Source organism: Anaeromyxobacter sp., from assembly GCA_016718565.1.
GTDB lineage: Bacteria > Myxococcota > Myxococcia > Myxococcales > Anaeromyxobacteraceae > JADKCZ01.
Genome location: JADKCZ010000010.1, coordinates 1 through 15,493, shown reverse-complemented (window position 1 = coordinate 15,493; position 15,493 = coordinate 1). Strand labels below are relative to the sequence as shown.

The following is a 15,493-nucleotide window of genomic DNA, read 5'->3' as shown; positions in this document are numbered from 1 at the left end:
CGCGCGGCGCCCCCGCACCAGCACCCCCGGCCCCCCCGGCGACCGGCGGGCCTGGGGCCAGCTCTCGCGCGACGTCCTGCCCAACGGCGTGCGGGTGCTGACCGCGCCCACCCCCGGCCTGCACTCGGCCATGATCGCCCTCTACGTGCGGGCCGGCTCGCGCCACGAGACCGCCGCGGTGAACGGCGTCTCGCACTTCCTGGAGCACCTCTTCTTCCGCGGCTCGCAGGGCTGGCCCGACTCGGTGGCGATGAACGCCGCGGTGGAGGCGGTGGGCGGCAACCTGAACGGCGTCACCGCCCGCGACCACGGCTGCTACTACACGCCCATCCACCCGGACGCCCTGGGCACCGGGGTGGCCATCCTGGGCGACCTGGTGCAGCGCCCGCTCCTCAAGGAGATGGAGGTGGAGCGCGAGGTGATCCTGGAGGAGATCCTCGACGAGATCGACGCCGACGGCCGCGACATCGACCCGGACAACCTGGTGAAGCGGCTGGTCTTCCCGGGCCACCCGCTCGGCTTCAAGATCGGCGGCACGCGCGAGACGGTGAAGGCGCTGCGCCCGCGCCACGTCCGGGCCCACCTGGAGCGCTTCTACACCGGCGCCAACCTGGTGCTGGCGGTGGCCGGGCCGGTGCGCCACGCCGAGGTGCTGGACCTGGCGCAGCGCCACCTGGGTGGCCTGCCGCGCGGGGTCCGCACCGAGGACCGCGCGCCGCCGCCCTGGCCCGACGCCCCGGGCCTGCAGGTGGTGGGCCACGACGACGCCCAGGCCGAGCTGACCATCGCCTTCCCCTGCCCGCCCGAGCACCACCCCGACTACCCCGCCTTCCTGTGCATCCGGCGGCTGCTCGACGACGGCCTCTCCTCGCGCCTGCCCTTCGAGATCGTGGAGAAGCGCGGCCTGGCCTACTCGCTCCACTGCGGCCTCGACACCTTCGCCGACGCCGGCATGCTGGTGGTGGACGGCGCCTGCGCCCCGCGCAAGGTGCCGCTGGTGGTGACCGAGGTCCTGAAGGTGCTGGCCGACCTGGCGGCCGGGCCGGTGCCGGAGGCCGAGCTGCTGCGGGTGCAGCGGCGCCACCGCATGTCGCTGGCCTTCTCGCTCGACAGCCCGGCCGACCTGGCCGGCTGGTACGGGGCCGGCGAGGTGCTGGCGGCGCCCGAGGGGTTCGAGGCGCGCTGCCGCCGGGTGGAGGCCGTCACCCTGGCCGACGTGCAGCGGGTGGCCGCCGGCGCCTTCACGCGGCGCAACCTGGCGACGGTGGTGGTGGGCCAGGTGGGGCGGCGGGCCGAGAAGGCGCTCGACAAGCTGGCGGCCAGCGGCGGTCCGCTCGCTTGAGCCCAAACGGGGCGTAAGCGGGGCATCCTGTCGCACGCTCATGGCCGTTCCATACGGCGCGTGTGGCTCTAGTATCCCGGGCCACCGCGCCTCGTCGCGCGGGGAGGCGACCCGTGGCGCTCCAGTGGAACAGCACGCTGTCGGTGGGCGTGGCCGAGATCGACGCGCAGCACCAGGAGCTCTTCCGCCGCGTCGACCGGCTGCTGGACTCCATGCTGCGCAACGACCGGTCGGAGGCGGTGCGCCTGCTCGCCTTCCTCGGCGAGTACGTGGTGGTCCACTTCGGCGACGAGGAGCGGCTCATGGACGAGGTCGACTACCCCGAGCGGGCCCGCCACGCCGGCGAGCACCAGCAGTTCCGCGCCGGCCTGCGCGAGCTGGCCCTGGCGCTGGCCGAGCGTGGCCCCACCGCCTCGCTGGTGCTGCAGCTGGAGCGCGAGACCATCGGCTGGCTGAAGGACCACGTCTACTTCACCGACCTGGCGCTGGGCCGCTTCGTGCTGGCCCACCGCGCCTCGGCCCCGGCCCGCTCGGCGTGATACTTTCCGGTCCACGCACCATGGTGGACTTCGTCACGCAGGTGGTCCGTCGCCTCAGGCAGGACCCGAGCTTCAGCCGCAACCGGTTCTTCCTGGCGCTCTCCTCGCCCGAGGGGCGCCGGGCGGTGCGCATCCACCGCCACCTGCGCTCCCTGGAGCGCGATCTCGCCGCCGGCCACCAGGTGACCGTGACGCGCGAGGCCGGCCGGGTGCGCCTCACCCTGCGCGGCCGCACCACCTCGCGCAGCGCCTGGCTCACCCGCACCGAGTACGGCCTGCTGTGCGCCGACCCGGCCACCCGCGCCAGGCTGGGCGCAGACGTGCAGGAAGGCTGACCGTGGAAGACCGCATCCGCATCACCTGGGACAAGAACCTGGAGACCGGCGAGCCGGAGATCGACGGGCAGCACCGCGAGCTCTTCGCCCGCATCGACAAGCTCCTGGCCGCCTCGCGCGAGAAGCGCAGCCGCGAGGAGGTCGGGCAGATGCTCACCTTCCTGGGCGACTACGTGGTGCACCACTTCGCCGCGGAGGAGGCCATCATGGCCACCGCCGACTACCCCGACGTGGAGGCCCACCGCGCCGAGCACGCCCGCTTCGTGCAGGAGTTCGGCCTGCTCTACCGCGAGTTCAAGAGCGAGGGGCCCACGGTGCTGTTCATCATCCGGGTGGGCAACCGGGTGACCGGCTGGCTGCGGGAGCACATCTACAAGACCGACCGCTCGCTGGTGGACCACCTGAAGAAGCAGCGGTGAGCGGAGCGCCTGCGCAGCGGGCGGTGAGCCCAGGCACGGCCCCTCAGTAGCTGGCCAGCCGCACGGCCGCGCCCGCCAGCAGGGCCCGCAGCGCCTCGGCCGCGTCGCTCCCCTCGAACGCCACCCCGCCCGGCGAGCCGACCAGCCCCGCCAGCGCCGCGTCCCCGGCCGCGCCGCACACCACCAGCGGCAGCCGCTGCGCCCGGCCCAGCTCCTCCAGCAGCGCCGCCGCGCCCTCGGCCGGCAGCAGCACCAGCGCGCCCACCGCCCCGGCGGCGAAGGGGCGCCAGAGCGGCCGGTCGGCCGGCGACGCCGGCAGCGCCACCAGGTCCACCCGCACGCCGTCGCCCAGGGTGAGGCGGCCCAGCGTGCCGAAGTCCTCCGCGCCGGCCGCGCCGGGCGTGGCCTGGAACCCCGGCACGGTGGCGAAGCGCGCCGCCGCCGCCTGGCGCTCGGCCGGCCCGCCGCCCGCCACCACCACCTTGCCCACCACCTGCGGCCCCGAGGAGCGGCCGCGCACCACCCGGGCGCGCAGGGCGTGCAGCTCGTGCGGCGCCAGCAGGGCCACCGCGGCCTCGGGCGGCGCGGCCGGGCGGCGCCGGGCGAAGCCGCGCTCCAGCAGGGCGGCCACGGCGCGGGCCGCCTCGAGGTCGCTGGCGTGGCAGCGGTCCAGCACCTCCACGAAGGTGCGCGGCGCCGAGAGCAGCGCCACCACCTCCTCGGTGACCGGGTGCAGCCCGGCCGGCAGCGTGGCGGCCCCGTCCACCAGCTCCAGCCGGTCCTGCGGCGGCGGCAGGGAGGGCAGCAGGGCCGCCAGCTCGTCGGCCTGGCGCAGCCCCTCCAGCAGCAGGTCGTCGAGCCGGCGGTCGATGCGCTCCGGCCCGGTGGCGGCGCTGGGGGAGAAGGTGAACTGCCCCTCGCGGCGCGACAAGAGCCGCCACAGCGCCTTCTCCGCCACCACCGGCCCGAGCGCGGCGTCCACCACCCGGCCCTCGCGCAGCACCACCTCGGCCCGCTCGCCCTCGCGCTCCACCACCAGCCGGCCCGACTTGCGGTTGACCGCCAGGATCTGGAGCAGGTCGGGCAGCGGCAGCTGCGCCAGGTTGCCCTCCAGGTCCTGGCTCTCGCCGGCGGCGCGGGCCGCGTCGGCGCGGCGGAAGGCCTGCTCCACCCGGGCCAGCACCTGGTCGAGCTGCAGCGGCTTCTGCAGCCAGGCGCCCAGGCGGGCCCGGTCGGTCTCCGGGGCGGTGCCCATCAGCACCACCGGGATCCGCTCGGTGCGCGGGTTGGTGCGCAGGATGCGGATGAAGGTGCGCGGGTCGAGCAGCGGGGTGTGCTCGTCGAGCAGCACCAGGTCCGGGAAGCGCAGGATGGCCACCTGCAGCGCGCGCGGGCCGTCGTGGGCGGCGTGCACCTGGTAGCCGCGCTGGCGCAGCGACGGGGCCAGCAGGCGCACCGTCTCCGGGTCGGCGTCCACCACGAGCAGCTTCTTCACCGGGGGCATGGGCCGCTCCTCACACCGGCTGCAGGTCGTAGAGCGCCTGCAGGCGGGACACCAAGAGGTCCACCAGCGGGGCGTCGGAGGTCTGGAACGACCGGCCGCCCGGGCCGGTCAGGTGGGCGTAGGCCGAGTGCTCGGTGAGGAAGAGCAGCACCTGGTGGCCGGCGAGGCGCTGGTCGCCGTCCAGGAAGACCTCGGTGACCAGCGGGTGGTCCACCGGGGCGGCCCCGCCGCGCGGGCCCAGCAGGGTGACGCGCACCGTGGCGTCGCCGGCCCGGCCGGCCGCGTCGCCCGGCGGGAGCGCCGCCAGCACCACCTCGCGCGAGCGGCCGCCGGAGGTGCCCAGGTAGAGCAGGCCGCGGGCGCGCGGGTCGCGGGCGATCTCGCGGGCCGCCTCGCGCTGGGCCGCCTCGAAGCGGGCCGGGTCGGCCGGCTGGCGCGACGACGGGGCGCCGTCCGGCAGGCGCACGCCGTCGCCCAGCAGCAGGTCGCACAGCTCCCAGAAGGCCGCCTTGCCGAGGTCGCCCAGGTGGAGCCGGCGCACCAGGGAGGCCCGCTGCGCCTCCACGCGGGCCCGGGCCCAGTGCAGGAGCTCGTCGAAGTCCTCCCCGTCCTTCGGGAAGGTGGCCGCGCCCATGGAGAGCAGCACCGGGGCGCGCTCCTCCAGCGCGCGGATGCTGGCCTCGCCGCGCACCTCCTCGGCGGCGCGCCGGAGGAACATGAGCGCCCCGAAGGCGTCGGTCTCCGGCAGGAGCACGTAGTACTCGCCCTCCGAGACCTTGGCCAGGATGTCGGCGTCGCGCACCACCCGCGAGACCGCCGCCACCAGGTCGCGCATGGCGCGCCGGTAGGGCTCGCGGCCGCCCGCCTTGCGCAGCTGCTCCACGTTGTCCACCGCCACCACCACCAGCGAGAAGGCCCGGCCGTAGCGGCGCGACTTGTAGAACTCCTTGCCGGCGTAGTCGACGAAGTAGGCCAGGTTGTAGGCGCCGGTGTCGCGGTCGCGCAGGCCGATGCGCTCCAGCGCCTGGAAGCGGCGGGCGTTGCGCACCGCGATGGCGGTGAAGTCGGCCACCGCCAGGGCCGCCGCCTGCTCGTCGCCGCCGAAGCGGCCGCGGGCCCGGTCGGAGAGGAGCGCCAGGCCGAGCGGCTCGCCGTCGGCGGTGAGCGGCACGTAGCAGGCCTCGCCGTGCGGCGCGCCCGGCGCCTGCAGCACCTGGCCCTGCTCCAGGGCGGCCGCGAAGGGCGGCGCCTTGGGGTCGAGGCGGGCCGGCAGGGCGGCCCGGTCCACCAGGCCGCGGTAGGCGCGCAGGGTGAGCTGCCCCTTGTCGTCGGCGATCCAGAGGGCCGCCCCCTGGGCGTCGGTGACGCGGGCCAGCACCTGCAGGGCCAGGTCCTGCAGCTTCTCGAGATCCAGCGTGCCCAGGATGGCCAGGCTGTCGCGGTAGAGGGCCTGGCGCTTCACGAACTCCAGGTTGTCGGCCAGCAGCTGGCCGTGCTCGCGGCCGAGGCGGGCGCGGGAGAGCGCCTTGCCCACCACCGCCGCCAGCTCCTCCTGGTCCACCGGCTTGAGCAGGAAGTCGGCGCAGCCCGCCTTCATGGCCGAGACCGCCAGGCGGGAGTCGTCGCGGCCGGTGACCGCCACCACCTCCAGGCCGGGGTCGCGGGCGCGGGCCTCGCGGGCCAGCGAGATGCCGTCCAGGCCCGGCATGACGAGATCGGTGAGGAGCAGGTCGAAGCGCTCCTCGCCCAGGCGCACCAGCGCCTCCTCGCCCGAGGCCGCGGCGCGCACCTGGTGGCCGGCGGCGGACAGCACCTCGCCGTACAGCTCCCGGAAGAACCGCTCGTCGTCGACGATCAGCACCCGCCCGGTGGCCATGATCAGAGCCCGGTCTCGCCCTCGAAGGCCCGCTCGGCGGGCCCCCGCATGGTGACGCGGGTGAGGTCCGGGCCCACGGTGACGAGCAGCGGGCCGCCCGGCAGGCGGACCTCCACCGGCACGCCGGTGGGGGCCTGGCCGGCGCGGACCGAGGCCACCGCGGCGGCGCAGGCGCCGGTGCCGCAGGCCTCGGTGAGCCCCGAGCCGCGCTCCCAGACCACCAGATCGATGCCGGAGGGGCCCGGCCGGGCGAAGCCCACGTTGACGCCGCCCGGCACGGCGCGCTCGATGACCGGGCCCACCTCGCAGGCGCGGCCGCGGTCCGGGTCGTCGAAGAGCACCGCGTGCGGGTTGCCCATGGAGATGCGCACCGCCCGGAGCCGCTCGCGCCCCACCGTGAAGTCCTCGGTGCCCTCCACCCGGGCCGGCCCCATCTCCACCGAGACGGCCTCCACCCGGCCGGCCGCGTCGCGGTGGATGGTGCAGGCCTTCGGGCCCGCGTCGGTGTCGATGAGGAGCTCGCCGTGCAGGTCGCGGGTCTCGGCCAGGTGGCGGGCCAGGCAGCGGATGCCGTTGCCGCACATGGCGGCCACCGAGCCGTCCGAGTTGTAGATGTGCATGGTGGCGGCCGCGCCCGGGGTGGTGGGGGGCAGCACCGTGAGCACCCCGTCGGCGCCGACGCCGCGGCGCCGGTCGCAGAGGCGGCGGGCCCGGGCGGCGTCCATGAGCGGGCCCTCGACCAGCACGAAGTCGTTGCCGAGCCCCTGGTACTTCACGAAGCGGAGGGTGGACACGGGCGCAGTCTAGCCTGTCAGGTGCAGAACCGCTCGATGGCCCGGGTCAGGATGTCCGCCGCCTTCTCCAGCTCCGCCACCGCCACGTGCTCACCGGTGCGGTGGGCCACCCGGATGTCGCCCGGGCCGAAGACCACCCCCTCCGCGCCCATGGAGGCCACCTCCGGCAGCTCGGTGCCGAAGGGCACGGTGGTGCTCTTGTTGCCGCTCTCGCCCTCCAGGAAGCGGACGATCTCCGCGTCCGGCGGGGTCACCGCCGCCGCGTCCACCCGCAGCGGCGCGATGTCCACCGTGATGCGGCCGCCGCTCTGCTCGGCCAGGCGGGCGCAGGCCTCCTCCAGCAGGCGCAGGGCGCGGCGCGGGTCCTGGCCCGGCAGCGGGCGCCACTCGTAGCTGAAGCGGCAGCTGCCCGCGATGATGTTGCGGGCCTTGCCGCCCTCGATGACCCCCACGTTCCAGGTGGTGTAGGGCGGCTCGAAGGCCGGGTCCGGCTTCTTCTTCAGCTCCAGGCCGATCTTCTCCAGCTCGCCGAAGAGCTTGCCCGTGGCGTGGATGGCCGAGGCGCCCACCTCCGGGTAGGCGCTGTGCCCCTCCACCCCGCGCACCTCCACCTCCACCGCGCAGTAGCCCTTGTGGGCGCGCACCGGCACCAGGCTGGTGGGCTCGCCCACGATGGCGTGGCGCGGGTGGATGCGCCCCTCGGCCAGCGCCTGCTTGGCGCCCAGGCAGCCCACCTCCTCGTCGGCGGTGAAGAGCAGGGTGAGCGGCACCTTGCCCGCGGCGGTGCGGCCCGCGGCGGTGACCGCCGCGGCCAGGAAGCCCTTGGTGTCGGCCGTGCCGCGGCCGAAGACCAGGCCGTCGCGCAGCGGCGCCGCCAGCGCCTCCTTCCACTCCGGGTCGAAGGGGACGCAGTCGGTGTGGCCGATGAAGGCCAGGCCGCCCGCGTGCTCCGGGCCGCGGCGGCAGATCAGGTTCTCCTTCGGCACGCCGTCGGCGTCGGTCCAGCGCGAGCGGCGCAGCTCGAAGCCGTGCGGGCGGAGCTGCGCCTCGAGGAGGTCGAGGACGTGCCCGTTCGGGCGGGTGGAGGTGGAGTCGATGCGGACGAGCGCCTGCAGCAGGGGGACGAGGTCCATAGGGGATGGGCGGATCCTAGGCGGAGGCGCAGGAATCCGAAACCCCCCCCGGGCCGTTCGTGCCGAGTGGAGCGGCCGCACCTCGGCCGCGGAGTCGAGGCACGCCCAGCGCTACGGCACCACCACCGCCACCGCGTCCAGCTGCAGCGTGACCCGCTCGATGGAGGCCGCCGTCACGTCGCGGTGCTGGCGCAGGCGGTCCAGGGCGTGGTCGATGGACTCCCGCTCCGCGCCGCCGGCGAAGGCCGCCTCGATGAGCCGCTCCTCCTCCGCCGAGGCCTGGGCCGAGAGCCGCTCCAGGGCCGCCAGCTTGCGGCGGGACAGCTCCGACTCCGCCTCGCGCTCCGCGGTGGCCAGGGCCGCCTCCAGGGCCGGCATCGGCACCGGGCCCACCTTGGCGTCCTCCGCCGCCTCCGCCTCGTCCTCCAGGCGCAGCGCGCCGCCCGTCACCAGGCGGGCGCCCTCCAGGTCGGCCATGGCCGCCAGGGCCGAGCCGTCCAGGTAGCGCGAGGCCTGGCGCGAGCCCACCCGGGCGCCCGGGGCCAGGTCGGCGGCCGAGCCCCACTTCAGCTCGAAGCGGGCGTGCAGCCCGCCGCGGCGGGGCGCCCAGGTGCGGCGCAGGGCGGCCGCGTGGCCAGCGTCGCCGTCGCGCACCAGCCCCATGAGCGCCTCCACCAGGCGGTGGCCGGTGGCGAACCAGTTCAGCTCGTCGTGCGCCACCGCCGTCTCGCGCCAGAAGGAGCCCAGGAAGGTCTCCGGCTCCTCCGGCATGGTCATGCCCGGCAGGGCCTCGATGCGCAGGCCCGCGCCGATGGTGAAGGCCACCTCGAACGGGTGGACGTTCTGGTCGGTGTCCACCTCCATGCCCACGCGGTGGCCCACCTCGGTGCACAGCTCCTCCAGCTCCTCCTCCAGCCAGCGCGAGAGCGTGACCAGCGCCTCGCGCAGCGCCTCCATGCCCACCTCGGTGGGCAGGCCGCCCAGGGCCTCGATGCCCTCCGGTGGCTCGTCGCCCAGGCGGGCGAAGGCGTTCTTCACCAGGGTCGCCAGCTCCGGCAGGGCCGCCGAGCGGATGTCGAGCAGCGGGTCGCCGTCGTGCTGCGCCTTGCGCCCCTCGGCCACGCGGGCCGAGAGCTTCTGGCGGAAGGCCTGGCGCGCCTTCTCGGTCTTCTTGCGGGCCAGGGCCGCCAGGTCGTCCGGCAGGGAGGCCAGCACCGCGTCGAGCCCGCCCACCGGCTCGTCGAAGATGCCGATCTCGTGCTGGTAGAGGTCGGCCAGGAAGGACTCGTCGCCCGGCTCGACCACCAGGTGGATGGCCACCGGGCGGGTCTGGCCCAGGCGGTCCAGGCGGCCGATGCGCTGCTCCAGGGTGAGCGGCGAGGTGGGCAGGTCGGCGCAGACCAGGTGGCAGGCGAACTGGAAGTTGCGCCCCTCGCCGCCGGACTCGCCGGAGAGCAGGATCATCGGGCCCTCCGGATCGCGGAAGCGGGCCACCAGGCGGTCGCGGGCCTCGAGGGAGGTGGCGTCGTCGTAGAGCAGGGCCTCGTGGCCCGCCTCGCCGATGGCCACCTGCAGGGCGCGCAGGGCGTCCAGGTCGCCGCCGAAGCAGAGCACCTTCTCGCGCTGGGTGGCCAGGCGGGCGCACAGCTCCGCCAGGGCCTTCAGCTTGGCGCCCTCGGCCACGTCCTGGCGCTTCAGGACGCGCGAGGTGAAGGCGCCCACCTTGACGCGGCGGTTGCGGATGAGCCGGGCCGAGAGGGAGTAGCGGTCCGCCAGGTGGGCCAGCAGGGCCTCGCGGGAGATGGAGCCCTCCTCGAAGACCAGGTCGTCCGGGGAGAGCTTGCGCAGCACCTTCAGGGCCGCCGACACCGGGCTGCCCGCCAGGAGCTCGCGGGCCAGGTCGGCGTAGGCCTCGTGCTGGTCCAGGCGGGCCAGGAAGCCCTCCTCGCTGGTGGTCGGGATGGGCTCCACCAGGGAGAGGAGGCGGTAGTACTCGCGCGGATCCAGGCGCACCGGGGTGGCGGTGAGGAGGAGCGCGCCGTAGGAGGCGCGGCAGAGCGGGCCCACCAGGGCGTGCAGGGTGTCGTCGGCCAGGTGGTGGGCCTCGTCCACGATGACCAGGTCGAGCGGGAGGTCGGCGGCGGCCTCGGCCAGCTCCGGGTCGGCGCGCAGGGTCTCGAAGGCCACGATGGCCAGCGGCGAGCGGGCCAGGGCCGTCTCAGCGCCGCCCAGGGCGGCGACGCGCTCCGGGGTGAGGAGGGTGAAGAGGGCGTTGAACTTGTGGAAGAGCTCCGCCAGCCACTGGAAGGAGAGGTGCTCCGGCACCACCACCAGGACCCGCTCGGCGAGGCCCAGCTGGCGCAGGCCCGCGAAGACCAGGCCCGCCTCCACCGTCTTGCCCAGGCCCACCTCGTCGGCCAGGACGAAGCGCGGCATGCGGTCCGCCAGGATGCGGCCGGCCGCGCCCACCTGGTGCGGCAGGACGTGCACGCGGGAGGAGAGGAGCGCGCCCAGGCCGTCGGCGCGGCGCAGCGCCTCCAGGCGCAGCACGCGGGCGCGCAGGGCGAAGGCCGAGGCCGGGCCCGGCTGGCCCGAGGCCAGGGCGTCGAGCGGCCCGCCCGCGCCGGACTCGAGCGGCGTGTCGGCCGGGACCTCGGTGAGGGCCGGATCGCGGCCCGACACCACCGTGACCCCCTCGCGACCCGCGAAGCGGACCGCCAGGCGGCGGCCCTCGTCGCCGACCTCGACGACGACGCCGACACCCCAGGCGCGCTGCGCGCGGTGGACGACCTTCTGACCCTTCTTGAACGCCATGCCGGCGCCCTCGTATCACCCGGCCGGAGGTGGGACAAGGTGCGGCTGGGGCTGCGCAGAAGGCGTGAACCCGCGGGCGGTTGCACCCACACCCTCCCCTGCGCGAACCGGCGCGTCACCCGTTGACACCGGAAGGAGGGCAGGCTAGAAACCGCTCCTCTTTCGTTCGCCTTGGGCGGATAGCTCAGGGGTAGAGCGTCGCCCTTACAAGGCGAGGGTCGCAGGTTCGATACCTGCTCCGCCCATTTCAAAGTTTGGGGTGTTAGTTAAGTTGGTTATAACGCGGCCCTGTCACGGCCGAGGCCAGGGGTTCGAGTCCCCTACACCCCGCCATCCTGAAGGCCCGTAACTCCTCAGAGTTGCGGGCCTTCTTCTTGGCCTCAGTGCCGCTGCTTCTCCAGTGCCATCGTGGCGCCATTCGCCCTTCGCAACTCGGCCGCAAAGACAGCACTTCACCACCCTTCGCCACCACCTGGACGCACGCCACGGCGTCGCAGAGCGCCTCCCACGACGGCGTCACGTACACGTCGAAGACCTCCGACGGCCGCGGGTGGGTGATCTGCTTCACCAGGTCCTTCGAGGCCCCGCCGTTCAGCGCGAGGGACATGAAGGTCCGCCGGGCGTCGTACTGCCGGCGCCGACGGAGTCCGAGCTCGTCCAGGTCCTCGTGGAAGTCCATCGAGGGCCTTCGGACGTCCCGCTGCGTGCCGTTGATCGTCGGGACGATCAGGTCGGCGGGCAGCGGGCGTGCGGCCGTGGCGCTCTGGCCAGCCGCGGAGCTTCCACTCGGCGAGGATCTTCGCCAGCACCGGGTGGACCGGCACCAGGTGGTCGACTCCGGTCTTGGTCGACTTCACCTTCTTCTTCCACGAGTTCCAGGAGCGCGACGACGAGAGGCGACCCAGCGGCTGGAACGTCGGCTCGTAGTCGCCGAAGCGCAGCTCGAAGACCTGGCCGGGGCGGAGCCCGGTCAGGAACGCGATGGCGTAGATGACGCGGCGGTGGAACGGGATCTTGTCGCTCGAGATGAGCAACTCGACCTCGTCCCTGGTGAAGACCGCGCCCTTGCGCCAGCTCGGGTCCTTGTCGACCTTCTTCGGCAGCACGCCGCGCCCGAGCACCACCGGGTTGCCCACCACCAGCTCCTCCAGCAGTGCGTACTGGAAGAGCTGCTTCAGCAGGAAGTAGATGGCCCGGATGGTCCCCGAGGCCAGGTTGCCTCCGCGGACCGAGGGCGTCTGCTTCAGCTTCGACACCAGCTGGTGGGCGTGCTTCGGCCGGAACTCGGAGACGCGGACGCCCCCGACCACCGGCAGGATGTGATCCTCCAGCCGCTGCTGGTCCTTCTCGGTGTCGAGCCCCTCACCCCGGCGCTGCGCCAGGAACTTCACCGCCAGCTTCTTCACCGTGACGCCGGTCTGGGCCGCCTCGGCGTCCCGACCCTTCGAGATGAGGAACGCCTCCCGCTCGCGCGCCCACTGCTCACGCTTGCGGTCGGTGTCCGCCCAGCCCGTCGGGATCTGCTGCCGCTTCCGCACCGGGTAGCGCGTGTTCGGGAACATGATCTCGTAGTCGACGACCCAGCCGTCCTTCTCGCGGATACACGCCGGCCCGCAGCCCTTGTTGCGCTTGCAGTCGACCACGTGCACCACGTTCACGACCCGCTCCTTGATCTTGTAGCTCATCGCCTCAGTCCTCCTGGGGCGACGACACGCTGCTCTCCTCCAGCCACCTTACCAGCACGGCCCGACTCACGAGCAGGCGGCGCCCACGCCGGCGGACCCCGGGAGCTTGCGTCGCTCCCAGAGCCTACGGACGGCCTTCTCGGTGGTGCGGAGGAAGTCAGCGGCCTCGACGAACGTCAGGTACGGCGACTCGGATGACATTGGCGACTCCGGCCGCGCTCAGGCGCGGCGGCGTCGGGCCCTGGAAACGCCAGGGAGCCTCCAGCCGGCACCATGCCGGCGGGGTGGCTGTCGTGTTCGAGTTCTTCTTCCAGTTCGGCATCCGAGTTCTAGTTCTTGGTCGAGTTCTTTGGCTGACGGGGCCCGTGCGTTCACCGTAGCCGTCAGAGAATGCCAGTATGGTGTGGGGCCAGAGCGCGACCAGCCCGGGGGGGGGGCGCGTCGGTCGGGGAGGACCTCGTGGGGTGCGGGGAGGAACCTCGGTGGCCGGCCCGGGAAACCTTTGGGACTTCTCGGCTCGTAGGGATCCCTTTCGGCTCGCGAGACCCGCGGGCGCGGTCCAAGGCGCCGGCGCCCTCGCGGAAACCTCCTCTTGGAGACTTTCGTGCAGTGCTGGGCCGACTGAACGGGCGGGTACCTCCAGCGAGGCTACTGCGAGCAAGGCGCTGGAGATCGAAATCCTCGCAGCGATGGTTTCGGCGAGGTGGCGGTGAGGTTCCCTTCGCTTCGAGCCAGCAAGCAGAAGAGGTTGGAACCTAGAGAATCCTGGGTTCTGGCCCAGCCTGGAGCAGCCAATGGCGCTCTCCTACAAGCCGAAGGGCATCCAAGCGGCTGATTCCAGACTGGAAGTCGCCGGGCACCCGACGCCAAGCCAGGCCGGCCTCGTCAAACCAGGCTCGATGCAGGCGCCGAAGGCTCCGCACCAGCCACCGATCCATCAGACTGGCATCTACCGCTTCTTCGTATGCGTCACCTGGCGCTCCTGATGCTGCTGGAGCGCGTCGCCGACGCTGGTGAGGACGGCAAGGCCCTCGCGCAAATCGGCAATATGCTGCCGGAGCACCGCGAGCCCCATGGGCTCATCCGGAAGGAACCCGCCGAGCTTACCGAGTGGTAGCCTGCCGCAGCCTGGATCTTTGCAACCGCGCTATCGATTGATTTCTGATCGAACTCAAGAGGTTTGCTTCACTGGTACCCCGCAACAACGCTTGAACCGGAGAGAATGGCAACGCTTCAGCCTTACACGTCTACCTGGTCGACCTCGAAGGAGGGCCGCTCAATGGCGGTCTTGAAGACCTCCTTTCCGGTGCCACGCGATGTAGGCTGCAGCCGGCCGCAGCCCATCCCGCTTCGGGAGCCGCAGCGGCTTTCCATCGAAGCTCCAGAGCCACGCTACGGCGCTCTCCGACTGGACCACGGCCCCAGCGATCTCGATCTCCCAGTCCGCGCTAAGCGTGAACCCACCCAGATCGAAGATCTTGTGGTGACTCGAGCATAGGCATAGGCCGTTGTCTACTGAGCTCGGGCCACCGTGCTGGTGCCACCGGATGTGAGCAGCTTCCACTGCTAGAGAGACCGTCCCCAGGCGGATGTCGAAGCCACAGACCGCGCAGGCGCGACCATAGGCATCGAGTACGGCCTCTCGAAACCTGGGGTCACGAGGCAGCCGCGCCGATCCCGTGTAGACCGCCAGGCCCACCGCCGCCAGGATGTCCCCGTGGAGCGTCTCTGCGAAGTTGGTCGCGAGGAGAGCCATTGCAAGCTCGAACACGACTTGTGGGTTCGACTGAAGAAGACCAAAGACGTCTTGGGGCAGGCCACCCCTTGCGTTGGCGCTGCGTAAGGCGGCGGCCGTGACGCTGCTGTCTCCAGGTTTCGGCTTGACCTCGACGTCCGCGGTCAGCTCCCGTAGACGGTCGCTCCGCAGGTGCCAGAACGGGAACTCCGTGTGATAGGAGCGGCGGCGAGGACCGAATTCTTCCAGCATCTCCTTCAGGGGGCCAGAAGCTTCCGCGAACGCGACGAGTCGTTCCTTCCCGGTCTGGAGGCGACCGAGGGCGTAGAGCAGCAGCAGCGGCTTATGTGGCGCCACCTGGCTCCCCTTCTTCCACGATCGAATGTTGGCTACCCGGGCCCTGATCTCGTCCAGGGTGATTGGCATCATGCGCCTCCCTTCCATCGCAGCATGATGGTGCGCAGCCGCTCGACCCCGGGAACCCTGGCAAGCATCGCGCAGACCGAGCTCGAACGATGAACCCGGAGCTGGTTCAGCAGTGTAGCGTTCGAGAGTTCGCCTCGCGTTCGCAGGTACTCCCAGGCCAGGTTGAGCATCCACGCAGGCACAGACTGCGGACCGGTCCGCCTGAGCCCGGTCCGCTCTGTCTCGATCAGTGCTTCGGCGGACGTCAGCGCCACGACCTTGTTCGGGCGTGGACTGGCCCCCAAGGTCACGAACACCGGATCGCGACGCTGCTCCCGCACCAGCGCCGCGTAGAGCTGGGGCTCTATCTCCTCCCCAGGCGCATCGGCGGCCCTGGCTACCCAAGGCTCGCTCCGCGCGTCCCCCCAGAGCGCCTCCCCGATTTCCCAGGCGCGGGCCAGCGGTCGGTTGTCGCGGAGCCCCGCGAGCGCTACGCCCACCTCGACGTTGCACGCCAGGCCAGCGGTCAGGTTGGCGGAGCCGATGACGGCCCGGGCGTCCCTGCCCCTCGCGCCGAGGTAGAGCTTGGGGTGGTAGGTGCCCCCCGCGTGGTTGTGGACGCGGACCTCGACGCCCATCCCTCGCGCCACCGCCAGCGCGCCGGCCGTCGTTGCGGAGCGGCCAAGAGCGGTAGTCACCAGAAGACGGCTCCGGGCTCCGCGCTGGCTGGCCGCCTCGAGCTCCTTTCCGAGAAGCCGAACGCCCCGCTCGTGGGCGAAGGCTACGCAGAGGAGGACGTCTTCGGCGCTGGCCAAGGTGGCGCGGACTGCGTCGAGCAGCCCGAAGCCTGTAGCCGTCACGGTCTCGACCTGGAGCGTCACGCCGCCCGACCACCGATGAAGACGTTCTCGC

General features: G+C 72.9%; 13 protein-coding genes and 2 tRNA genes. 7 read left to right on the top strand and 8 right to left on the bottom strand.

All coding sequences use genetic code 11. From position 1 onward, the window contains the following. Positions 1–130: 130 nt before the first annotated feature. The 4 genes from IPO09_16750 to IPO09_16735 all read left to right on the top strand — a co-directional run bounded on the left by IPO09_16750 (position 131) and on the right by IPO09_16735 (position 2,635). Complete coding sequence (locus tag IPO09_16750; GenBank protein ID MBK9518960.1) at positions 131–1,342, top strand: insulinase family protein; 1,212 nt, start codon at positions 131–133, stop codon at positions 1,340–1,342. A 113-nt stretch (positions 1,343–1,455) separates the two neighbouring features. Beyond that, on the top strand, positions 1,456–1,881 hold the full coding sequence (locus tag IPO09_16745; protein MBK9518959.1) for a hemerythrin family protein: 426 nt from the start codon (positions 1,456–1,458) through the stop codon (positions 1,879–1,881). 20 nt (positions 1,882–1,901) lie between these two features. Next, positions 1,902–2,216 (top strand): hypothetical protein, encoded by a 315-nt coding sequence (locus IPO09_16740; GenBank protein ID MBK9518958.1) that lies wholly within the window; start codon positions 1,902–1,904, stop codon positions 2,214–2,216. Between the two features lie 2 nt (positions 2,217–2,218). Next, positions 2,219–2,635, top strand: coding sequence for a hemerythrin family protein (locus tag IPO09_16735; protein ID MBK9518957.1), 417 nt, complete (start codon positions 2,219–2,221; stop codon positions 2,633–2,635). A gap of 43 nt (positions 2,636–2,678) precedes the next feature. On the opposite strand, the gene IPO09_16730 is transcribed toward IPO09_16735, so the two are convergent. From IPO09_16730 to IPO09_16710, 5 genes are all read right to left on the bottom strand, one after another. Then, positions 2,679–4,139, bottom strand: coding sequence for a DUF4388 domain-containing protein (locus tag IPO09_16730; protein MBK9518956.1), 1,461 nt, complete (start codon positions 4,137–4,139; stop codon positions 2,679–2,681). Positions 4,140–4,149: 10 nt separating this feature from the next. After that, entirely contained in the window at positions 4,150–6,015 is a 1,866-nt protein-coding gene (locus IPO09_16725) for a response regulator (protein ID MBK9518955.1), read from the bottom strand. 2 nt (positions 6,016–6,017) lie between these two features. After that, positions 6,018–6,809, bottom strand: coding sequence for a diaminopimelate epimerase (gene dapF / locus IPO09_16720; protein ID MBK9518954.1), 792 nt, complete (start codon positions 6,807–6,809; stop codon positions 6,018–6,020). Positions 6,810–6,826: 17 nt separating this feature from the next. Then, entirely contained in the window at positions 6,827–7,942 is a 1,116-nt protein-coding gene (gene argE, locus IPO09_16715) for an acetylornithine deacetylase (protein ID MBK9518953.1), read from the bottom strand. A gap of 111 nt (positions 7,943–8,053) precedes the next feature. After that, complete coding sequence (locus IPO09_16710) at positions 8,054–10,756, bottom strand: DEAD/DEAH box helicase family protein (GenBank protein MBK9518952.1); 2,703 nt, start codon at positions 10,754–10,756, stop codon at positions 8,054–8,056. Positions 10,757–10,929: 173 nt separating this feature from the next. Here IPO09_16710 and IPO09_16705 point away from each other — a divergent pair. Both IPO09_16705 and IPO09_16700 read left to right on the top strand, forming a co-directional pair. Next, a tRNA-Val gene (locus tag IPO09_16705) sits at positions 10,930–11,001 on the top strand. Positions 11,002–11,012: 11 nt separating this feature from the next. After that, positions 11,013–11,089, top strand: a tRNA-Asp gene (locus IPO09_16700). Between the two features lie 119 nt (positions 11,090–11,208). On the opposite strand, the gene IPO09_16695 is transcribed toward IPO09_16700, so the two are convergent. Continuing rightward, positions 11,209–12,441, bottom strand: coding sequence for a hypothetical protein (locus tag IPO09_16695; GenBank protein MBK9518951.1), 1,233 nt, complete (start codon positions 12,439–12,441; stop codon positions 11,209–11,211). 794 nt (positions 12,442–13,235) lie between these two features. Here IPO09_16695 and IPO09_16690 point away from each other — a divergent pair. Next, a complete protein-coding gene (locus IPO09_16690) occupies positions 13,236–13,427 on the top strand; it encodes a hypothetical protein (protein ID MBK9518950.1) in 192 nt (63 codons plus the stop codon). Between the two features lie 290 nt (positions 13,428–13,717). Here the strand turns inward: IPO09_16690 and IPO09_16685 are convergent, their stop codons facing one another. Both IPO09_16685 and IPO09_16680 read right to left on the bottom strand, forming a co-directional pair. Continuing rightward, positions 13,718–14,605, bottom strand: coding sequence for an HNH endonuclease (locus IPO09_16685; GenBank protein MBK9518949.1), 888 nt, complete (start codon positions 14,603–14,605; stop codon positions 13,718–13,720). Then, positions 14,602–15,462, bottom strand: a complete 861-nt coding sequence (locus tag IPO09_16680; protein ID MBK9518948.1) for a hypothetical protein — start codon at positions 15,460–15,462, stop codon at positions 14,602–14,604. The genes IPO09_16685 and IPO09_16680 overlap by 4 nt, the downstream gene beginning before the upstream one ends. Positions 15,463–15,493 lie beyond the last annotated feature (31 nt).

Excerpts from the sequence above, each read along its gene's own strand:
- IPO09_16710 (MBK9518952.1), bottom strand. The coding sequence starts at position 10,756 with ATGGCGTTCAAGAAGGGTCAGAAGGTCGTCCACCGCGCGCAGCGCGCC.
- argE (MBK9518953.1), bottom strand. The coding sequence starts at position 7,942 with ATGGACCTCGTCCCCCTGCTGCAGGCGCTCGTCCGCATCGACTCCACC.
- IPO09_16685 (MBK9518949.1), bottom strand. The coding sequence starts at position 14,605 with ATGATGCCAATCACCCTGGACGAGATCAGGGCCCGGGTAGCCAACATT.
- IPO09_16695 (MBK9518951.1), bottom strand. The coding sequence starts at position 12,441 with ATGAGCTACAAGATCAAGGAGCGGGTCGTGAACGTGGTGCACGTGGTC.
- IPO09_16740 (MBK9518958.1), top strand. The coding sequence starts at position 1,902 with ATGGTGGACTTCGTCACGCAGGTGGTCCGTCGCCTCAGGCAGGACCCG.
- IPO09_16725 (MBK9518955.1), bottom strand. The coding sequence starts at position 6,015 with ATGGCCACCGGGCGGGTGCTGATCGTCGACGACGAGCGGTTCTTCCGG.
- IPO09_16750 (MBK9518960.1), top strand. The coding sequence starts at position 131 with ATGATCGCCCTCTACGTGCGGGCCGGCTCGCGCCACGAGACCGCCGCG.
- IPO09_16690 (MBK9518950.1), top strand. The coding sequence starts at position 13,236 with ATGGCGCTCTCCTACAAGCCGAAGGGCATCCAAGCGGCTGATTCCAGA.
- IPO09_16730 (MBK9518956.1), bottom strand. The coding sequence starts at position 4,139 with ATGCCCCCGGTGAAGAAGCTGCTCGTGGTGGACGCCGACCCGGAGACG.